Raw genomic sequence first — 14,429 nt, forward strand, 5'->3', positions numbered from 1 at the left:
TCGGTCGTCGTGGCAACTCCTGCAGGAAGCTAGCCACAAAAGGGCGAAGCGGAAAGATAGGGGCGAACGGGTCCAGGCGCCCGGAAAATCGTGTCCGGACAGCGGGCGGGACGGGCTACTCGCCGCCCGAAAGCCGCTTTTCCCACTTCTCGCGCAGCTCATCAGGGAGTTCGTCGCCGGGCATGGGGGGGCGGTCTCCGGACAGTTTGAGGATATCCGACATCGAGCCTTCACCTGCGGCACGTTCTGCAAAGAACTGTTCCGCTGTTTGAACCGCCCCCACCTTTTGAGCGACTGCGGTAACAATCCACTGATTGACCGATACACCGTCGGCTTTGGCCAGGTCTCGGACAATGTCTTTGAGTGAATGAGGGAGCTTCAATGGGTATTTGTAAACGACGCTATCACTCATCGGTAGTTCTCCAGCAACGATGCAGGTGTCTGAGCCTCTAACAGGAGTTTGCCGTCAAAAGGCCTGAAGTCCTTGACGTTGTGGGTGACGATGGTTCTCGCACCGCCATTCAAAGCTGCTTCGACCACTTTATCGTCGTCCGTGTCCTTGAGAAGCGGACGGTACAGGAAGTTCACTTCTGTAGTTTCGATACGCTTCGCTAGCCCAGTTAGAAACATACTGATGTTGGCTTGAGTATAGCCAAACTCTGAAGAGTGCTCTTTACGCCGCAGTACAGCCTCGTACTCCAGAAACAGCGGAACCGTACAGACAGGCTTCAGCTTTCCTTCCTCGACAGCTTTCAAGATAAACGCACTGGCACCCCTTTGGCTACGGAGCGCGGCGACCAGAACGTTCGTATCTAACACAACTCGCACACTATGATGTTGGTGACATCCTATAGGATGTCAAGAAGAGCCCTTCCGTCTCCGCCACTCCTCCAAGGTCAGCCCCTCGCGCACGCCCGAGCAGACATAGCGCTGCAGCTCCTTAGCGGCTTCCTGGTCGTCATCCAGCATCTCCTCGGGCTGGATCGGCCTGCCGATATGGAAGTCGAAGGTCTGGCCCTTCTTGTTGAGGAGCTCGTGGAACAGGGTCATGTTCCGCAGCTCGTCGTCGATGTTGTTGAACCAGTAGTAGAGCCAGGAGTTGCGGCTCTTGAGGTGCACCGGGATGACCGGGCATTTGTAGCGCTTGGGAAGGTTCGCCACCGTCGACATCCAGGGCCGCTCGATCAGCTCCTTGTCGTCGTTCATGTAAGCGAGGCGGCCCGAGGGGAAGAGAATGATCGAGCGCTCCTCGTCGAACGCCTTCTTGGTGGCCTTCAGGGTCTCGCGGGACTTGGCGCGGGACTTCTTGTTGTCCCGCCACTCTACCGGGATCAGCTTCTCTGTCAGGAGCGGGTTGAGGCGGATGGCGTCGGCGTTGACGAAGACGATGGGGTCGTCTCGCACCTGCTCGACCACATCGTGGAGCGCCAGACCGTCGGCGATGCCGGTGGGGTGGTTGGCGGCGATGATGCAGGCGCCTTCCTTCGGGATGTTCTCGATGCCCTGCACTTCGAGCTTCATCCCGATCATGTCCGAGGCGTAGGCGAAGGCCTCCCTGGGCGGCATCCGGCCCGCCTCGTCCACCATCTTCTTGGCCTTGCCGTAGTCGAGGAGCCCGTTGAGGGTGAGCCGGTAGAGCGGCCAGAAGGTCGATTGGGAGAGCTTGATCGCTCGCTCGCGGATGAGCTGGTCGACGATATGCTGGTGGCGGCTCAGATGCCCCGTATCCGTCGGCGGACGCACATAGTAGGGGCTGGTGCTCTGCCACTCATAGATCTGCCGGTCGAGCTCGCTGCCCTCCACGTCGAGGGGCTTCGCGTCCGAGCCGAGCATGGTCGCGTCGATGGGTTCGGCGTCTTTAGGTGTCGTCTCCGCGTCCAAATCAGACCTCGTTCTGCTTCGCCGTCAGCTCCTGGCAGCCCTTCTTGGCCAGGGTGAAGAGGGCCTGGAACTGCTCTTCGGAGAAGGGGTCGCCCTCCGCCGTCGCCTGGACCTCGACGAGGCCGCCATCGCCGGTCATGACGAAGTTGGCGTCGGCCTGGGCATTCGAATCCTCATCATAGTCAAGATCGGCCACCGGGCCACCGCCGTAAAGGCCGCAGGAGATCGCCGCCACTGAACCCGTCAGCGGATCGTTCTTGATGACCCCGTCCTTCAGCGCCCAGCGCACCGCCTCGCGCAGGGCCACGAAGCCGCCGGTGATCGAGGCGCAGCGCGTGCCGCCATCGGCCTGGATGACGTCGCAGTCGATCATGATCTGCCGCTCGCCCAGGGTCTTGAAGTCCACCACGGCGCGCAAGGAGCGCCCGATCAGCCGCTGGATCTCCTGGGTCCGGCCGGAGGGGCCGTTCTTGGTGTCGCGACGCCCGCGGGTGTGGGTGGCGCGGGGCAGCATCGAGTACTCCGCCGTCACCCAGCCCTCGCCGCGCCCGCGCATCCAGGGCGGCACGCTCTCGTCCCAGCTCGCGGTGCAGAGCACATGGGTGTTGCCGCATTTGATCAGGCACGACCCCTCGGCATAGCGGTTGACCCCGGTCTCGATGCTGACGGGGCGGAGTTCGTTGAAGGTCCTGCCGGAGGGGCGCATGGGGTGTCCTTTGGTTGGGCTTGGTCGGCCCTAGACGTCTCCTTCGCAGCCGCCAAGGAGGGGGTTGCGCATGGTCTCCTCAAATCGGCATCAGCGGTCTAGGGTAGGGGGGTGACCAAACTCACCGACATCGACGCCCGCTCGCGCGCCTTGTTCAAGAACCTAGTCGAGACCTATCTCGAGACCGGCGAGCCCGTAGGCAGCCGTACCCTGTCGCGGGCCGACGGGGTGGACGTCTCGCCCGCCACCATCCGCAACGTCATGGCGGACCTGACCGAGCTGGGCCTTCTGGAAGCTCCCCACACCTCTGCCGGGCGGCTGCCCACCGAGCGGGGCCTCAGGCTCTTCGTGGACGGGATGCTGGAGGTGGGCGAGCCGACCTCGGACGAGCGCGCGGCGCTGATGCAGCACTCATCGCCGACCGATCCCGACGGCATGCTCGACCATGCGGCGGGGATGCTGTCGGGGCTGACCAGCATGGCGAGCCTGGTCATGGCGTCCAAGACGGACCGGCCCCTCAAGCATCTCGAGTTCGTGCGCCTCGACGAGGCCCGCGCGCTGGCTGTCCTAGTGGATGCAGGCGGCGATGTGGAGAACCGCCTGATCGAGCTGCCCCGCGGCCTGCCCGGCTCGGCGCTGATCGAGGCGGCCAACTACCTCAACGCGCAGCTAGCCGGGCGCAGCCTGTCCGAGGCGCGTCAGCTCGTGGACCGGGAGATCGCCGCCAAGGCCACGCAGCTCGACGAGCTGACGGCGGAGCTTGCCCGGCGCGGCATCGCCGAGCTGACCACCGGGCCGAGCAGGGGGGCGAGACGCCTGATCGTCCGCGGGCAGAGCAGGCTACTAGAGGGGGCGCAAGGAGACCTCGAGCGGGTGCAGCAGCTCTTCGACGAGCTGGAGAGGAAGGAAGGGCTCCTCGATCTTCTCGAAGCCGCCCGCGAGGGGGAGGGGGTGCGCATCTTCATCGGCGCGGAGAACCGGCTCTTCTCCCTGTCGGGATCGTCCGTGGTCGCAGCGCCCTACCGCGACGCAGGCAACAACATCATTGGCGTTTTGGGTGTGATCGGCCCGACGAGGCTCAACTACGGCAGGGTCATTCCGCTTGTGAACTACACGGCCGAGGTGATCTCGCGAGGGTTGAAGTAGGAAGTATCTAAAGCGTGCGCTCGGCGATGACACGCTGGATGTCTTCGATCGGTGTACTGCGATCAAGCTTCACCTCGATCATCGGCATGCCGGAAACCCAGAGTTTCAGTTCGGCATCGGAGTCGAAGGTGCCCGCCCCCTCGATGGAGAAGCCAGAGACCTTCCCCCAACTGACGGACCTGACTTCCTTCTTCGAACCTGTCATGCCCTGGACGTCCAGCGACAGGAGGCGCTTGTTCGTCAGGGCGTAGAAGTCCCGGTAGGTCTTGAAGGAGAGTAGAATCTCTTCGCCTTCGATCAAAAAGGAGCCGAGACGCTCGGTAGCTTTCTCGTTGGAAACTTTGTCAGCGGTGCCGAAGAGGATGGACATCAGTCTTGCTTACCTGCCTGACCGAACTGAACAAGGTCACGATACAGTCCCCGACTACTCCGTATAAAGCGTGAGCTTGCCGTCACGGGTCCTTCGCTCGGCGAAGCGGTCGAGGGCGTTGACGCCGAGGAGGTTGCCGCCGAGCCGGTCGTCCGGGAGGACCACGATGTCGAGGTTCTCGAGCTCCACCCCCTCGATCGTCAGGGAGGGGAGGGTGTAGCTGGCGCCCAGCACCTCACCGTTGGCGGTGGACAGGGGGCGGTTGTAGTCGCGCGGCATGGGGCGGATGCCCGCCTTGGCCGCGTCGCTTTCGCGCAGGGTGGTGACGCTGGCGCCGGTGTCGACGAGAAGCTCGACTCGCTGGCCCTGAAGCTCGCCGCGGACGATGAAGTGGCCGTCGCGGCGGGCGCTGACCACGATCTCCTTCGGCATGCCCTCCTCGACGACGATCCTAGTAGGTGCCGGCTCGCGCAAGGGGTTGAAGCGCCCCTCATCATCGACGCTTCGCAGGCCGAAGAAGAGGATGACCACGGCCAGGGTGGCGAGGATGTAGAAGCCGTTGTTCTGCAAAGCGGTTGCCTGCCTGTTCGGTTGCGTGGCACGGAGCCCTACACTCTAGATAGGGAGGATCGCGCGCCGATGAAGCTCTTGATGGTAGCGGGGCTGGTGGGGTTCGTCACGGTGGCCCTCGGCGCTTTCGGTGCCCATGGTCTGGAGGGGCGGCTGACCCCGAAAGAGATGGGGTGGTGGCAGACCGCGACCCTCTATGCGCTGGTGCATGCGGCGCTGGCCGCTGGGTGGCTCGCAGCGGGACGGGGCGTGTGGCCCGCAGGACTGCTTCTGGCTGGAGCGCTGGTCTTCTCCGGCACGCTCTACGCCATGGCGCTCGGTGCGCCGCGGGTGTTGGGTGCGGTGACGCCGGTAGGCGGGGTGCTCATGCTGGCCGGATGGGCAGGGATCGCGGTCGAGGCCTTCCGCTCACAGGCCTAGGACGTCGTCCATGCCGTAGAGGCCGGGCTTGTCATGCTTTACGACCCACCGGGCCGCTGCCAGCGCGCCGCGCGCGAAGCCGTCCCGGCCTAGCGCCTGATGGCTGAGGGTGACGGTCTCACCGTCGCCGTAGAACCCGACCTCATGCTCGCCGTAGACCCCGCCGCCGCGCCTGACCGCGAAGCCGATCTCCTCAGGCCTGCGCTCCTCGCTGCGGCCGTGACGGGTGAAGCGCGCCGCTTCCAGAAGCGCCGTATCCCTGGCCCTTGCCGCCGCCTCGCCGAGGAGGAGCGCGGTGCCCGAGGGGCTGTCTTTCTTATGGCGGTGATGGGTTTCGAGGATCTCGATATCGTAGCCTTCGAGCGCCGTCGCCGCCTCGGCCACCAAGCGCTTCAGCAGGGTCACGCCTAGGGACATGTTGCCCGACTGGACGATGGCGACCTTCTTGGCGGCTTCCTTCACAGCCATCTGCTCGTCCTCGCTGAGGCCGGTGGTGCCGGTGACGAGGGGGATGTTGTGGGAGGCGCAGTAGGCCGCCGCCTCCTTCGTTCCTGCAGGCGAAGAGAAGTCGATCAGCACATCCGTGCCGCCCTCCTCGCCGGAAGGGGGGTAGTCGTGGGTCTGGGCCAGCGCCTTGATCGCCCGGCCCATGCGGCCCTCGCCGCCCAGTAGCGCGATCCTCATCTAGCCGTCCGTCCCTGAGAGCTTCGACCAGAAGTCCTTGGCCTTGCCCGCGAAGTCGTTGGATTTAGGGCAGTCGGCACCGTCGCCTTCAGCGCAGAACTCGCGGAGGAGCTCTTTCTGGTGCTGGGTGAGGTTGGTCGGCGTCTCGACGCGCAGCTCCACATACATGTCGCCGCGGGTCTTGCGCCTGAGCTGGGTCATGCCGGAGGAGCGCAGGCGGAACTTGGTGCCGGTCTGGCTGCCCTCGGGGATCTTGATCTTGACCCTGCCGCCCTCGACGGTGGGCACCTCGATCTCACCGCCTAGCGCCGCCGTCACCATGGGCACATGGGCGTCGCAGTAGAGGTCCGGGCCGTCTCGCTCAAAGAGGTCGTGGTCCTCCACCGAGACGAAGAGGTATAGGTCGCCGAACGGCCCGCCGCGCAGGCCCGCCTCCCCCTCACCGGTGAGGCGGATACGGGTGCCGTCCTCGACGCCGGGGGGCACGTCGACCTGGAGAGTTCTTGTCTTGCGCACCCGGCCCTGGCCGCCGCAATTGTCGCAAGGCGCGGTGATGATCTCACCCTGGCCCTGGCAGGTGGGGCAGGTGCGCTCCACGGTGAAGAAGCCCTGTTGTGCCCTGACCCGGCCAGCGCCGCCGCAGGTCGAGCAGGTGGTGGGCTTGGTACCAGGCTTGGCGCCGGAGCCCTCGCAGACATCGCAGGCCTCGGAGGAGGGGATGGTGACCTCCTTCTCGATGCCAGAGAAGGCCTCCTCCAGGCTGATGGAGAGGTCGTATTTAAGGTCGGCGCCGCGCTGAGCCTGGTTGCGGCCCCTGGCCCTGCCGCTCTGCTGGCCACCCATGAAGTCGCCGAAGATGTCTTCGAAGATGTCCGAGAACGCCCCCGCGCCGCCGCCAAAGCTGCCGCCCATGCCCCCGGCTCCGCCCATGCCGCCGTTCTGGAACGCCGCATGGCCGAAGCGGTCATAGGCCGCTTTCTTCTGCTCGTCGGAGAGCACCTCATAGGCCTCGCCGATTTCCTTGAACTTGCGCTCCGCCTCCTCGTCGCCGGGGTTCCGGTCGGGGTGGTACTTCATGGCGAGCTTGCGGAAGGCCGACTTGATCGCCGCCGGATCCGCGCTCCGCTCCACGCCTAGGAGGTCGTAATAGTCTTGTGCCATTCGGTCTGCCGTCGTTTTTCACCCGTCATTCCAGGCGAACCCTGGACCCAAGAACCCGACATCGTTCATCGAAACGACCGTAGCAGAATGGGTCCCGGATAGGCCTTTGGCCTTCCGGGATGACGAAAGAAGTAGTTAGCCAAGGCTCAAATGTGAAGAGACCCGCCGAAGCGGGCCTCTCCGGGTTTCAGTAGCAGGAAGCCTACCGCTTCTCGTCCTCGCCCACTTCCTCGAAGTCGGCGTCGACGATCTCGGCGTCCTGGGCTGCGTCGTCGGCTGCTGCTGCGGCAGCGGCGTCCTGTTCGGCCTGAGCGTTGCCTTCGGAGTAGATCGCCTCGCCGAGCTTCATCGAGGCGGTGGCGAGGGCCTGGACCTTCTCGTTGACCTCGTCGGCGGTGACGTCGTCCTTTTCGAGGGTTGTGCGGACATCGGCGATGGCCTCCTCGATCTGCTTCTTCTCGGCATCGCCGATCTTGTCGCCGTGCTCTTTGAGGGAGCTTTCGGTGGAGTGGGCCAGCGACTCGGCCTGGTTCCTGGCCTCGACCAGCTCGCGCCGTGACTTGTCAGCCTCGGCATTGGCTTCGGCGTCCTTGACCATCTGCTCGATGTCGGCATCCGAGAGACCACCGGAGGCCTGGATGCGGATCGACTGCTCCTTGCCGGTCGCCTTGTCCTTGGCAGACACGTTGACGAGGCCGTTGGCGTCAATGTCGAAGGTCACTTCGATCTGCGGCACGCCGCGCGGAGCCGGGGGGATGCCCACGAGGTCGAACTGGCCGAGCAGCTTGTTGTCCGCCGCCATCTCGCGCTCGCCCTGGGCGACGCGGATGGTCACCGCCGACTGGTTGTCCTCGGCCGTGGAGAAGGTCTGGGACTTCTTGGTCGGGATCGTCGTGTTGCGGTCGATGAGGCGCGTGAACACACCGCCCAGGGTCTCGATGCCCAGGGATAGGGGCGTCACGTCGAGGAGCAGCACGTCCTTGACGTCGCCCTGGAGGACACCGGCCTGGATGGCGGCGCCTCTAGCCACGACCTCGTCGGGATTCACGCCCTTATGGGGCTCCTTGCCGAAGAACTGCTTCACCGTCTCCTGGATCTTCGGCATGCGGGTCATGCCGCCCACCAGGACCACCTCATCCACCTCGGAAGCCGAGACACCGGCATCCTTCATGGCGGCCTTCATCGGCTCGATGGTGCGCTTGACGAGGTCCTCGACGAGGCTTTCGAACTTGGCGCGGGTGAGCTTGACGTTGAGGTGCTTCGGACCCGTCGCATCAGCGGTGATGTAGGGCAGGTTCACCTCGTACTGCGAGGCGGAGCTGAGCTCCTTCTTGGCCTTCTCGGCCTCTTCCTTGAGGCGCTGCAGGGCCAGCTTGTCCTGGCGCAGGTCGATGCCGTTGTCCTTCTTGAACTCGTCCGCGAGGTAGTCGACCAGGCGAAGGTCGAAGTCCTCACCGCCCAGGAACGTGTCGCCATTGGTGGACTTCACCTCGAAGACGCCGTCCCCGATCTCCAGGATCGAGACGTCGAAGGTGCCGCCGCCGAGGTCGTAGACCGCGATGGTCTTACCTTCCTGCTTGTCGAGGCCGTAGGCGAGGGCAGCCGCCGTCGGCTCGTTGATGATGCGCAGCACTTCGAGGCCGGCGATCTTGCCCGCGTCCTTGGTGGCCTGGCGCTGGGCGTCGTTGAAGTAGGCGGGAACCGTGATCACGGCCTGGGTGACGGTATCGCCAAGGTAACGCTCGGCGGTCTCTTTCATCTTTTGCAGGACGAAAGCGGAGACCTGCGATGGCGCGTATTTCTCGCCCTTGGCCTCGACCCAAGCATCGCCATTGTCGCCCTTAACGATGTTGTAGGGGACCATGCCCTGGTCCTTCTTGACCGTGGGGTCGTCGAAGGTGCGGCCGATCAGGCGCTTGATGGCAAAAAAGGTGTTTTCGGGGTTGGTGACGGCCTGACGGACGGCGGGCTGGCCGATCAGGCGCTCACCGTCTCCGGTGAAGGCGACCACCGAGGGGGTGGTCCTCAGGCCTTCTGCGTTCTCGATCACCTTGGCTTCGCCGCCTTCCATGACGGCAACGCACGAGTTGGTTGTACCCAGGTCAATACCGATGACTTTCGCCATAGGGTCTTCTCTCCTTATCAGCGGGCGGCGGTGCCGGGTCCCCTTCGGTGAGGCCCCCGGAGCGGTGCGCCCCTTAGGTCAAAACAGATGCGGATGGAGGGCGGAAGCCCGTCCAGCGAGCGGGATGTGGTGAAGATGGGTCGCCGATGCAACAGGGCCGGGGCGGGGATGTGGGAAAAAGAGACCAGGCGCCGCCGCCGAGGCCTTCTGACGATAAGGGATGGTCCGACTGTCAGGTTTGCTTGACAGTCGGTAGTGTAAGGCATACCTTACAAAACACGAAGTCAGAAAGGGTTTGCCATGCGTAGGAGAAGGAACGGCCTGTTTGCCGCTGCCGTCGGGATCGCCGTAGCTTTGTGGGTGAGCGCTGATGCCAAGCTGCGTGCCCATCCGCCGGGGGGACGGGTGATGGTCGAGGCGGAGGGGACCGGGCCGGACGTCGTCCTCATCCCAGGCCTCATGTCTACGCCCGCCGTGTTCGAAGATACCATGTCCAGCCTGCGCATCGCGAGGCATGAGGTGACGGCGAAAGGCTTCGGGGGCACGGAGGCGCCAGACGATCTCAGTGCGTTCGTAGAGCCGCTAGCAAACGACTTGGCCGCGTATCTGCGATCGGAGGAGGTCGAGGAGGCGGTGCTGGTCGGCCACTCCATGGGGGGAGTGGCGGCGATGCTGACGGCGGGGCGGTCACGGCGCATCTCGCATGTGGTGATCGTGGACTCCGTTCCTTTCCTTGCGGGCCTGTTCAATCCCAACGCCACACCAGACGGCGCCGCAGGCTCGCGAGAACTTCAGAGGCGCCAGCTCGATACTCTCTCGCCCGAAGCGTGGCTCGGCATGGCGAAGCAGGGCCTTTCGCGACAGGCCATGACCGAGGAAAGCCAGTCGAAGGTCTTCGCAGATGTTCAGACGGCGGACACCGCCGCTGCGAAGACCGCCTTTCTCGAGCTGATGACTACGGACTACTCCGCTGCCTTTCAGAAGGTGGACGTGCCCGTAACGGTACTTGTCCCCTTTGACCCGAGCATCGGCTTCCCCCGTGAGGCGGTGCTGTCGCGCTATGAAGCGCAGTATCGGGACATGACGAATGTCGAGTTCAGGGTGATCGAGCCTTCGCGTCACTTCATCATGCTTGATGCGCCGGATGCCTTCCGGAAGGAGATCGAGCGCGTTCTGGAGGGCGAGCTGTGAGCGGCAAACCGAGATCCGCGCGGTACACGGCGGAGCTAATAGCCGTCCTCACCCTCTACGCCGTCGCGCTCATCGCCATGAATGTTCTCGATACAGAAGGTTGGCCTCAAGCGCTGCGTATCGCGCTGCTTCTCGGTCCAGCCGCCGCCGCGGTGCTGATCGTACCGGTGGTGCTGCGTTTCGTTGCGACCATGGACGAGTTCCAGCGCCGCGTCATTGCCGAGAGCTGTCTGGTCTCCATGGTGGTCGTCGGTCTGACGAGCTTCGCCTACGCCTTCGTTCAGGAGCCGCTAGGTCTGCCGGCCATAGGGCTGATCTGGGTCTGGCCCGCTTTGATGGGGGGTGCGGGGCTCGCACAGATTCCCGTCCGTATGCGTCTCTCCTGATGGAGAACCGTGTGCGCGAGATGCGCGCTGAGCTCGGTCTCAGCCAAGGCGAACTCGGCGAGAGGATCGGGGTGTCGCGGCAGGCGATCAACGCGATCGAGCGAGGCAAGCACGACCCTTCGCTGGCTCTCGCCTTCAAGCTAGCCTCGGTGTTCGGCCGGAGGATCGAGGAGGTCTTCCGGCCCGATGCCTAACGGCAGCCTTCCAGGAAGCTGTCGATCTCGCGTAGCGCCCGGATGCGGTTCTCGCCGACATCGAGGTAGTGCGAGCCTTCTTCGAGCTCGACGAAGCGGACATCCTTGCCTTCCCGCTCGAGCGCCTTGTTCATGCGTTCCGAATGACCGATGGGAACGACGCGGTCGTCCTCGCCCGCAATGAGAAGGATCGGGACCTGGACGTCCTCGGCCCGGCGTGCGGGGGAGTTCTCGGCCAGCATCTTCCGGTCCTTCCAGAGGCGTCCGATATGCCGCGTGCCGTATTTGCCGCCTCTGAAGTCCCGTTCGTCCGAAAGCACTTTGGGCAGATCGGAGACGCCGTTGATCGACACGGCGCAGCGGAAGAGATCGGGGGTCTTCACGGCCCCCATCAGCGCTGCGTAGCCGCCATAGGACGCGCCCAGAATGCTCATCTTGCCGGGCGCGGCAAGGCCCTGTTCCACGAGCCACGCGGCGCCGTCGGTGATGTCGTCCTGCATGGCCTGGCCCCATTGCCGGCTGCCTGCCTGCTTGAACTCCGCGCCGTAGCCGGAGGATCCGCGGAAGTTCATCTGCAGCACGCCGTAGCCGCGGTGGGCCAGGAACTGCGCCAGCCAGTCGAAGCCCATGAAGTCGCGCGCCGTGGGGCCGCCATGGGGCAAGACGATGAAGGGCAGGTTCTGCGCCTGACCGAGTTCCGAGAAAGACGGAGGGAGGGTAACGAAAGCCGGGATGCTGAGACCGTCGCGGGCACCGTAGGTAACGGGAAAGACCCTGCCGAGCTCCACGCCCTCGAGGCTGGGGTACTGGCTCGGCATCTCCATCAGCTTGCTGGTGGCGTAGTCGAAGACCAGGTACCGGCCAGGACGCATCCCGTTGCTGGCGAACAGAACGGCCGACGAGCCGGTGAGGTTGAGGCGCTGGAACGAGAGGTGATCGTAGTCGGTGACCTTTTCGATCGCCTCGACCGTTTTCAGCGGCAGGCTGTCGCCCAGCCATTCCACCTCGGCGGAGTCTTCGGCGTAATAGACGCCGATGACCTCGCCGCTGATGGGATCCTGCCTGATGCCGTAGATCTCGGAGGTGGGGTGGCTGAAGATCTTCTCGGCGAAACGGTCCGTATCCGCATCGAACAGGTAGAGCCCACCCACATCGCTCTCGTGGCCCGAGACCACATAGGCCTTTCCAGGCTCTTCGGGGAAGCCGACCACGCTGAACTCAGGACTGCCATCGGCCACGCGATGGGCGAAATTACCCCATTTGCCTTCGGAGGTTTCGATCCGCAGGCGCAGCTCGCGCTCATTGGCCAGACCGAGCGTGGCTCTGATGTTACCCTTCGCATCGGCCATCCAGTGGATGCTGCGATCCTTCGGCGCCTGGACCATGGGGTGGCGCCTGCTTTTGTCGATATTGACTTTGAAGACGCCGTTGTGATTGCTGCGGTAGGGTGTGTACTGAACGTAGATGTGCTCTGGGTCGTTTTTGAGAATTGAAACGACGTTGCTTTGAATCTGCGGTACCCCGCCGCCCTTCGGATAGGCGCGGTCGAACAGCGTCTCGATCTTGCCGGTCTCGATATTGGTGGAGAGCAGCCTGGTCTCGACCGTCTCGGTGCCGTAACGCTCGCCTGGAAGACGGGCGCTGAAGACGAGAAGGTCGTCCCGTTTCCAGAACGCCTGTTCGATCTTACGGTTGCCGTCGTCGCGGACGAACCGAAGAAATTTGAGGCCGTCATCGACCGTGAAGACGCCAACGCCGCTCTCGCCGCCGCTCCGGATGAGCGCGCTGTAGATCTTGCCGTTCGGGGATACGTCGAGGTCGGATAGAAGCGGCCGGGCTCCAAAGGCCGCTGCCGGGTCTTCGAGAGGCGCTGCCGCCAAGGCCGCCCCTGCCAACAGACTGATAACGCTCATCTCGTCTTCTCCGCCCCTTGCTGACCCGATCAAAGACTACCGGGAGTTCATACTCAAGGGGCAGGGGGAGAAGAGATGCAGTACCAGGCGTTTAGCCCTCGGTAGAAGCCCCCGCGCCGGTCGAGACCGTCACCATGGCCGCGCGGATGACCCGGTCGCCGATGGTGAAGCCGGGAGCCGCGACGTCGACCACGTGGTCCTTGGGCTCTCCGTTGCCGGGGACCTGGGCGATGGCCTGGTGGATGTTGGGGTCGAACTTCTCGCCTGCCGGGGAGACCCGTTGGATGCCGTGACGCTCGAAGATTGTCATCAGCTCCTTCTCGGTCATCCGCATACCGTTGATGAGGCCCTTGAAACCGTCCGCATCCATCTGAGCGGGGTCTTCCGGCGCGAGCTCCAGGGCGCGGGAGAAGTTGTCGGCAACAGAGAGGAGGTCGCGGGCGAAGTTCGTGATGCCGTAGCGGGCGGCCTCGCTCTTCTCGCGCTCGGCCCTCCGGCGGGTGTTCTCGAGATCGGCGGCGATGCGCAGGGTGCGCTCCTTCTCCGCCTCGACCTGCGCTTCGAGCTCCTTGATGCGGGCCTCGGCCAGCTCCTTGATCTTGCCCCCGTCGAGGGCGGCGTCGGTGAGATGGTCGGGGATGTCGAAGGCGGGCTCGGCTGCGGTGTCCGCGCCGGCGGCTTCAGCGTTCACATCTTCTTGGGGGGAGGAGATGTCCTGGCCGTTCTTCTCGCTCATGCGGGCTGATCCGTTCTAGATGATGCTGGGGAGGGCGGCATGTATCCTTCCCGTCCCGCCCATTCAAGCCAGGGGTTCAAGATGACGCTTTCGCTGCTGATCACGACGATGGGAAGCCGCGAGGAGGCGGAAAGCCTGGCGAGGGAGATGCTAGGACAGCGGCTGGCGGCCTGCGTGCAGCTCGAGCCGATCACGAGCCTCTACCGCTGGGAGGGGAGTGTGGAGTTCGAGGAGGAGGTGCGGATGACCTTCAAGACCACCACAGCGCGGGTGCCGGCGCTTCGGCGCGCTGTCCTGGAAGAGCACCCCTATGACGAGCCGGAGATTATCGTCCTTGAGGCGGCAGGTGCTTCGGACGGCTATGCGGCTTGGGTGGAGAAGGAAGTGAAGGGCACCCCGGCCCACTAAGAGACCGGGGTGAACCTAGAGGTACTGGAAAACTACTGTTCGAGGTCGATTTCGATCTCGGCCTCTTCGCCTTCCACCATCACGGCAGCGGCTTCGAAGGTGGGCGCGCCCTCGACTTCGCCGGAGAAGGCGTAGGGTTCGGAGGGCATCTGGCCGTCAAGAGTGAGCGTGCCGTCGCCATCGGTGTCCTGGAACACGGCCACGGCATACTCACCCGGCTCGACACCCTCGAAGGTCACCTCGACCTCGTCATCGTCGGCCTCGACGGTCTGGGCGTATTTGCCGTCGGTCTTGGCGAACTCGTCCTTCGTCTGAAGGGCGACATAGACCGTGCCCTGGTCCTCTTCGACGCCTTCGATCTCGATCTCGACGGTGGTCGAAGCGGTCTCCATCTTGTCCTTCTTGTCACCCCACTCGCCAGCGATGGCAGGGGCGAACGCGAAGGCGGCAAGGGCGGTGGTGGCGGTAAGAATCTTGATCATGGATAGGCTCCATTGCTGTCTGACTGACAACAGACCAACGGAAGCACCGGGGTGAT

At 64.2% G+C, this 14,429-nt stretch carries 18 protein-coding genes; 6 read left to right on the forward strand and 12 right to left on the reverse strand.

Annotated elements, in window-relative coordinates:
- Positions 1-115 precede the first annotated feature (115 nt).
- From NOG11_RS01045 to rph, 4 genes are read right to left on the reverse strand one after another with little or no spacing between them, the layout of a single operon-like run.
- Entirely contained in the window at positions 116-412 is a 297-nt protein-coding gene (locus NOG11_RS01045; protein WP_256617765.1) for a hypothetical protein, read from the reverse strand.
- A complete protein-coding gene (locus NOG11_RS01050; RefSeq protein ID WP_370468192.1) occupies positions 409-828 on the reverse strand; it encodes a putative toxin-antitoxin system toxin component, PIN family in 420 nt (139 codons plus the stop codon). Before NOG11_RS01050 ends, NOG11_RS01045 begins: the two co-directional genes overlap by 4 nt.
- 30 nt (positions 829-858) lie before the next feature.
- A complete protein-coding gene (locus NOG11_RS01055; RefSeq protein ID WP_256617767.1) occupies positions 859-1,881 on the reverse strand; it encodes a lysophospholipid acyltransferase family protein in 1,023 nt (340 codons plus the stop codon).
- A gap of 1 nt (position 1,882) precedes the next feature.
- Entirely contained in the window at positions 1,883-2,587 is a 705-nt protein-coding gene (gene rph / locus NOG11_RS01060; protein WP_256617768.1) for a ribonuclease PH, read from the reverse strand.
- 111 nt (positions 2,588-2,698) lie between these two features.
- Here rph and hrcA point away from each other — a divergent pair, with 111 nt between their 5' ends.
- Positions 2,699-3,733, forward strand: coding sequence for a heat-inducible transcriptional repressor HrcA (gene hrcA, locus NOG11_RS01065; protein WP_256617769.1), 1,035 nt, complete (start codon positions 2,699-2,701; stop codon positions 3,731-3,733).
- Positions 3,734-3,740: 7 nt separating this feature from the next.
- Here the strand turns inward: hrcA and NOG11_RS01070 are convergent, their stop codons facing one another.
- A complete protein-coding gene (locus NOG11_RS01070) occupies positions 3,741-4,103 on the reverse strand; it encodes a PH domain-containing protein (RefSeq protein ID WP_256617770.1) in 363 nt (120 codons plus the stop codon).
- A 54-nt stretch (positions 4,104-4,157) separates the two neighbouring features.
- Positions 4,158-4,673: a retropepsin-like aspartic protease family protein gene (locus tag NOG11_RS01075; protein WP_256617771.1), complete on the reverse strand. Its 516-nt coding sequence runs from the start codon at positions 4,671-4,673 to the stop codon at positions 4,158-4,160.
- 69 nt (positions 4,674-4,742) lie between these two features.
- Between NOG11_RS01075 and NOG11_RS01080 the strand changes: the two genes are divergently transcribed.
- Entirely contained in the window at positions 4,743-5,093 is a 351-nt protein-coding gene (locus NOG11_RS01080) for a DUF423 domain-containing protein (protein WP_256617772.1), read from the forward strand.
- Here the strand turns inward: NOG11_RS01080 and dapB are convergent.
- The 3 genes from dapB to dnaK all read right to left on the reverse strand — a co-directional run bounded on the left by dapB (position 5,082) and on the right by dnaK (position 9,063).
- On the reverse strand, positions 5,082-5,777 hold the full coding sequence (gene dapB, locus NOG11_RS01085; protein ID WP_256617774.1) for a 4-hydroxy-tetrahydrodipicolinate reductase: 696 nt from the start codon (positions 5,775-5,777) through the stop codon (positions 5,082-5,084). The two genes, NOG11_RS01080 and dapB, sit on opposite strands and share 12 nt — an antisense overlap.
- The gene (gene dnaJ, locus NOG11_RS01090) at positions 5,778-6,938 is read right to left on the reverse strand and encodes a molecular chaperone DnaJ (RefSeq protein WP_256617775.1); all 1,161 of its coding nucleotides are present in this window, start codon (positions 6,936-6,938) and stop codon (positions 5,778-5,780) included.
- A gap of 202 nt (positions 6,939-7,140) precedes the next feature.
- Positions 7,141-9,063, reverse strand: a complete 1,923-nt coding sequence (dnaK, locus tag NOG11_RS01095) for a molecular chaperone DnaK (protein WP_256617776.1) — start codon at positions 9,061-9,063, stop codon at positions 7,141-7,143.
- Between the two features lie 300 nt (positions 9,064-9,363).
- On the opposite strand from dnaK, the gene NOG11_RS01100 reads away from it, so the two are divergent.
- Genes NOG11_RS01100 through NOG11_RS01110 form a run of 3 tightly spaced genes read left to right on the forward strand, consistent with a single transcriptional unit; the run spans position 9,364 to position 10,834 of the window.
- Positions 9,364-10,254 carry an alpha/beta fold hydrolase gene (locus tag NOG11_RS01100; protein WP_256617777.1) on the forward strand — a complete coding sequence of 297 codons (891 nt, stop codon included), beginning with the start codon at positions 9,364-9,366 and terminating at the stop codon, positions 10,252-10,254.
- Positions 10,251-10,640: a hypothetical protein gene (locus NOG11_RS01105; RefSeq protein WP_256618241.1), complete on the forward strand. Its 390-nt coding sequence runs from the start codon at positions 10,251-10,253 to the stop codon at positions 10,638-10,640. Before NOG11_RS01100 ends, NOG11_RS01105 begins: the two co-directional genes overlap by 4 nt.
- Positions 10,640-10,834, forward strand: a complete 195-nt coding sequence (locus NOG11_RS01110) for a helix-turn-helix transcriptional regulator (RefSeq protein ID WP_305888825.1) — start codon at positions 10,640-10,642, stop codon at positions 10,832-10,834. Before NOG11_RS01105 ends, NOG11_RS01110 begins: the two co-directional genes overlap by 1 nt.
- Here NOG11_RS01110 and NOG11_RS01115 read toward each other — a convergent pair.
- Positions 10,831-12,747, reverse strand: a complete 1,917-nt coding sequence (locus tag NOG11_RS01115; protein WP_256617778.1) for an alpha/beta hydrolase family protein — start codon at positions 12,745-12,747, stop codon at positions 10,831-10,833. The genes NOG11_RS01110 and NOG11_RS01115 overlap by 4 nt on opposite strands.
- Before the next feature lie 91 nt (positions 12,748-12,838).
- Positions 12,839-13,483, reverse strand: a complete 645-nt coding sequence (grpE, locus tag NOG11_RS01120; RefSeq protein ID WP_256617779.1) for a nucleotide exchange factor GrpE — start codon at positions 13,481-13,483, stop codon at positions 12,839-12,841.
- Positions 13,484-13,564: 81 nt separating this feature from the next.
- Here grpE and cutA point away from each other — a divergent pair, with 81 nt between their 5' ends.
- Positions 13,565-13,891, forward strand: a complete 327-nt coding sequence (gene cutA / locus NOG11_RS01125) for a divalent-cation tolerance protein CutA (RefSeq protein WP_256617780.1) — start codon at positions 13,565-13,567, stop codon at positions 13,889-13,891.
- A gap of 32 nt (positions 13,892-13,923) precedes the next feature.
- Here cutA and NOG11_RS01130 read toward each other — a convergent pair whose 3' ends face one another.
- Entirely contained in the window at positions 13,924-14,373 is a 450-nt protein-coding gene (locus NOG11_RS01130) for a DUF2141 domain-containing protein (protein WP_256617781.1), read from the reverse strand.
- Positions 14,374-14,429 lie beyond the last annotated feature (56 nt).

The sequence above is a fragment of the Parvularcula maris genome, from assembly GCF_024505085.1.
In the GTDB taxonomy this organism is placed as follows: Bacteria; Pseudomonadota; Alphaproteobacteria; order Caulobacterales; family Parvularculaceae; genus Parvularcula; species Parvularcula maris.

What these genes read in the sequence shown, in the direction of transcription:
- NOG11_RS01110 (WP_305888825.1), top strand. Translation starts at nt 10,640, where the DNA reads ATGGAGAACCGTGTGCGCGAGATGCGCGCTGAGCTCGGTCTCAGCCAA.
- NOG11_RS01100 (WP_256617777.1), top strand. Translation starts at nt 9,364, where the DNA reads ATGCGTAGGAGAAGGAACGGCCTGTTTGCCGCTGCCGTCGGGATCGCC.
- NOG11_RS01115 (WP_256617778.1), bottom strand. Translation starts at nt 12,747, where the DNA reads ATGAGCGTTATCAGTCTGTTGGCAGGGGCGGCCTTGGCGGCAGCGCCT.
- NOG11_RS01130 (WP_256617781.1), bottom strand. Translation starts at nt 14,373, where the DNA reads ATGATCAAGATTCTTACCGCCACCACCGCCCTTGCCGCCTTCGCGTTC.
- NOG11_RS01080 (WP_256617772.1), top strand. Translation starts at nt 4,743, where the DNA reads ATGAAGCTCTTGATGGTAGCGGGGCTGGTGGGGTTCGTCACGGTGGCC.
- cutA (WP_256617780.1), top strand. Translation starts at nt 13,565, where the DNA reads ATGACGCTTTCGCTGCTGATCACGACGATGGGAAGCCGCGAGGAGGCG.
- dnaK (WP_256617776.1), bottom strand. Translation starts at nt 9,063, where the DNA reads ATGGCGAAAGTCATCGGTATTGACCTGGGTACAACCAACTCGTGCGTT.
- NOG11_RS01070 (WP_256617770.1), bottom strand. Translation starts at nt 4,103, where the DNA reads ATGTCCATCCTCTTCGGCACCGCTGACAAAGTTTCCAACGAGAAAGCT.
- rph (WP_256617768.1), bottom strand. Translation starts at nt 2,587, where the DNA reads ATGCGCCCCTCCGGCAGGACCTTCAACGAACTCCGCCCCGTCAGCATC.
- dapB (WP_256617774.1), bottom strand. Translation starts at nt 5,777, where the DNA reads ATGAGGATCGCGCTACTGGGCGGCGAGGGCCGCATGGGCCGGGCGATC.
- dnaJ (WP_256617775.1), bottom strand. Translation starts at nt 6,938, where the DNA reads ATGGCACAAGACTATTACGACCTCCTAGGCGTGGAGCGGAGCGCGGAT.
- NOG11_RS01045 (WP_256617765.1), bottom strand. Translation starts at nt 412, where the DNA reads ATGAGTGATAGCGTCGTTTACAAATACCCATTGAAGCTCCCTCATTCA.
- grpE (WP_256617779.1), bottom strand. Translation starts at nt 13,483, where the DNA reads ATGAGCGAGAAGAACGGCCAGGACATCTCCTCCCCCCAAGAAGATGTG.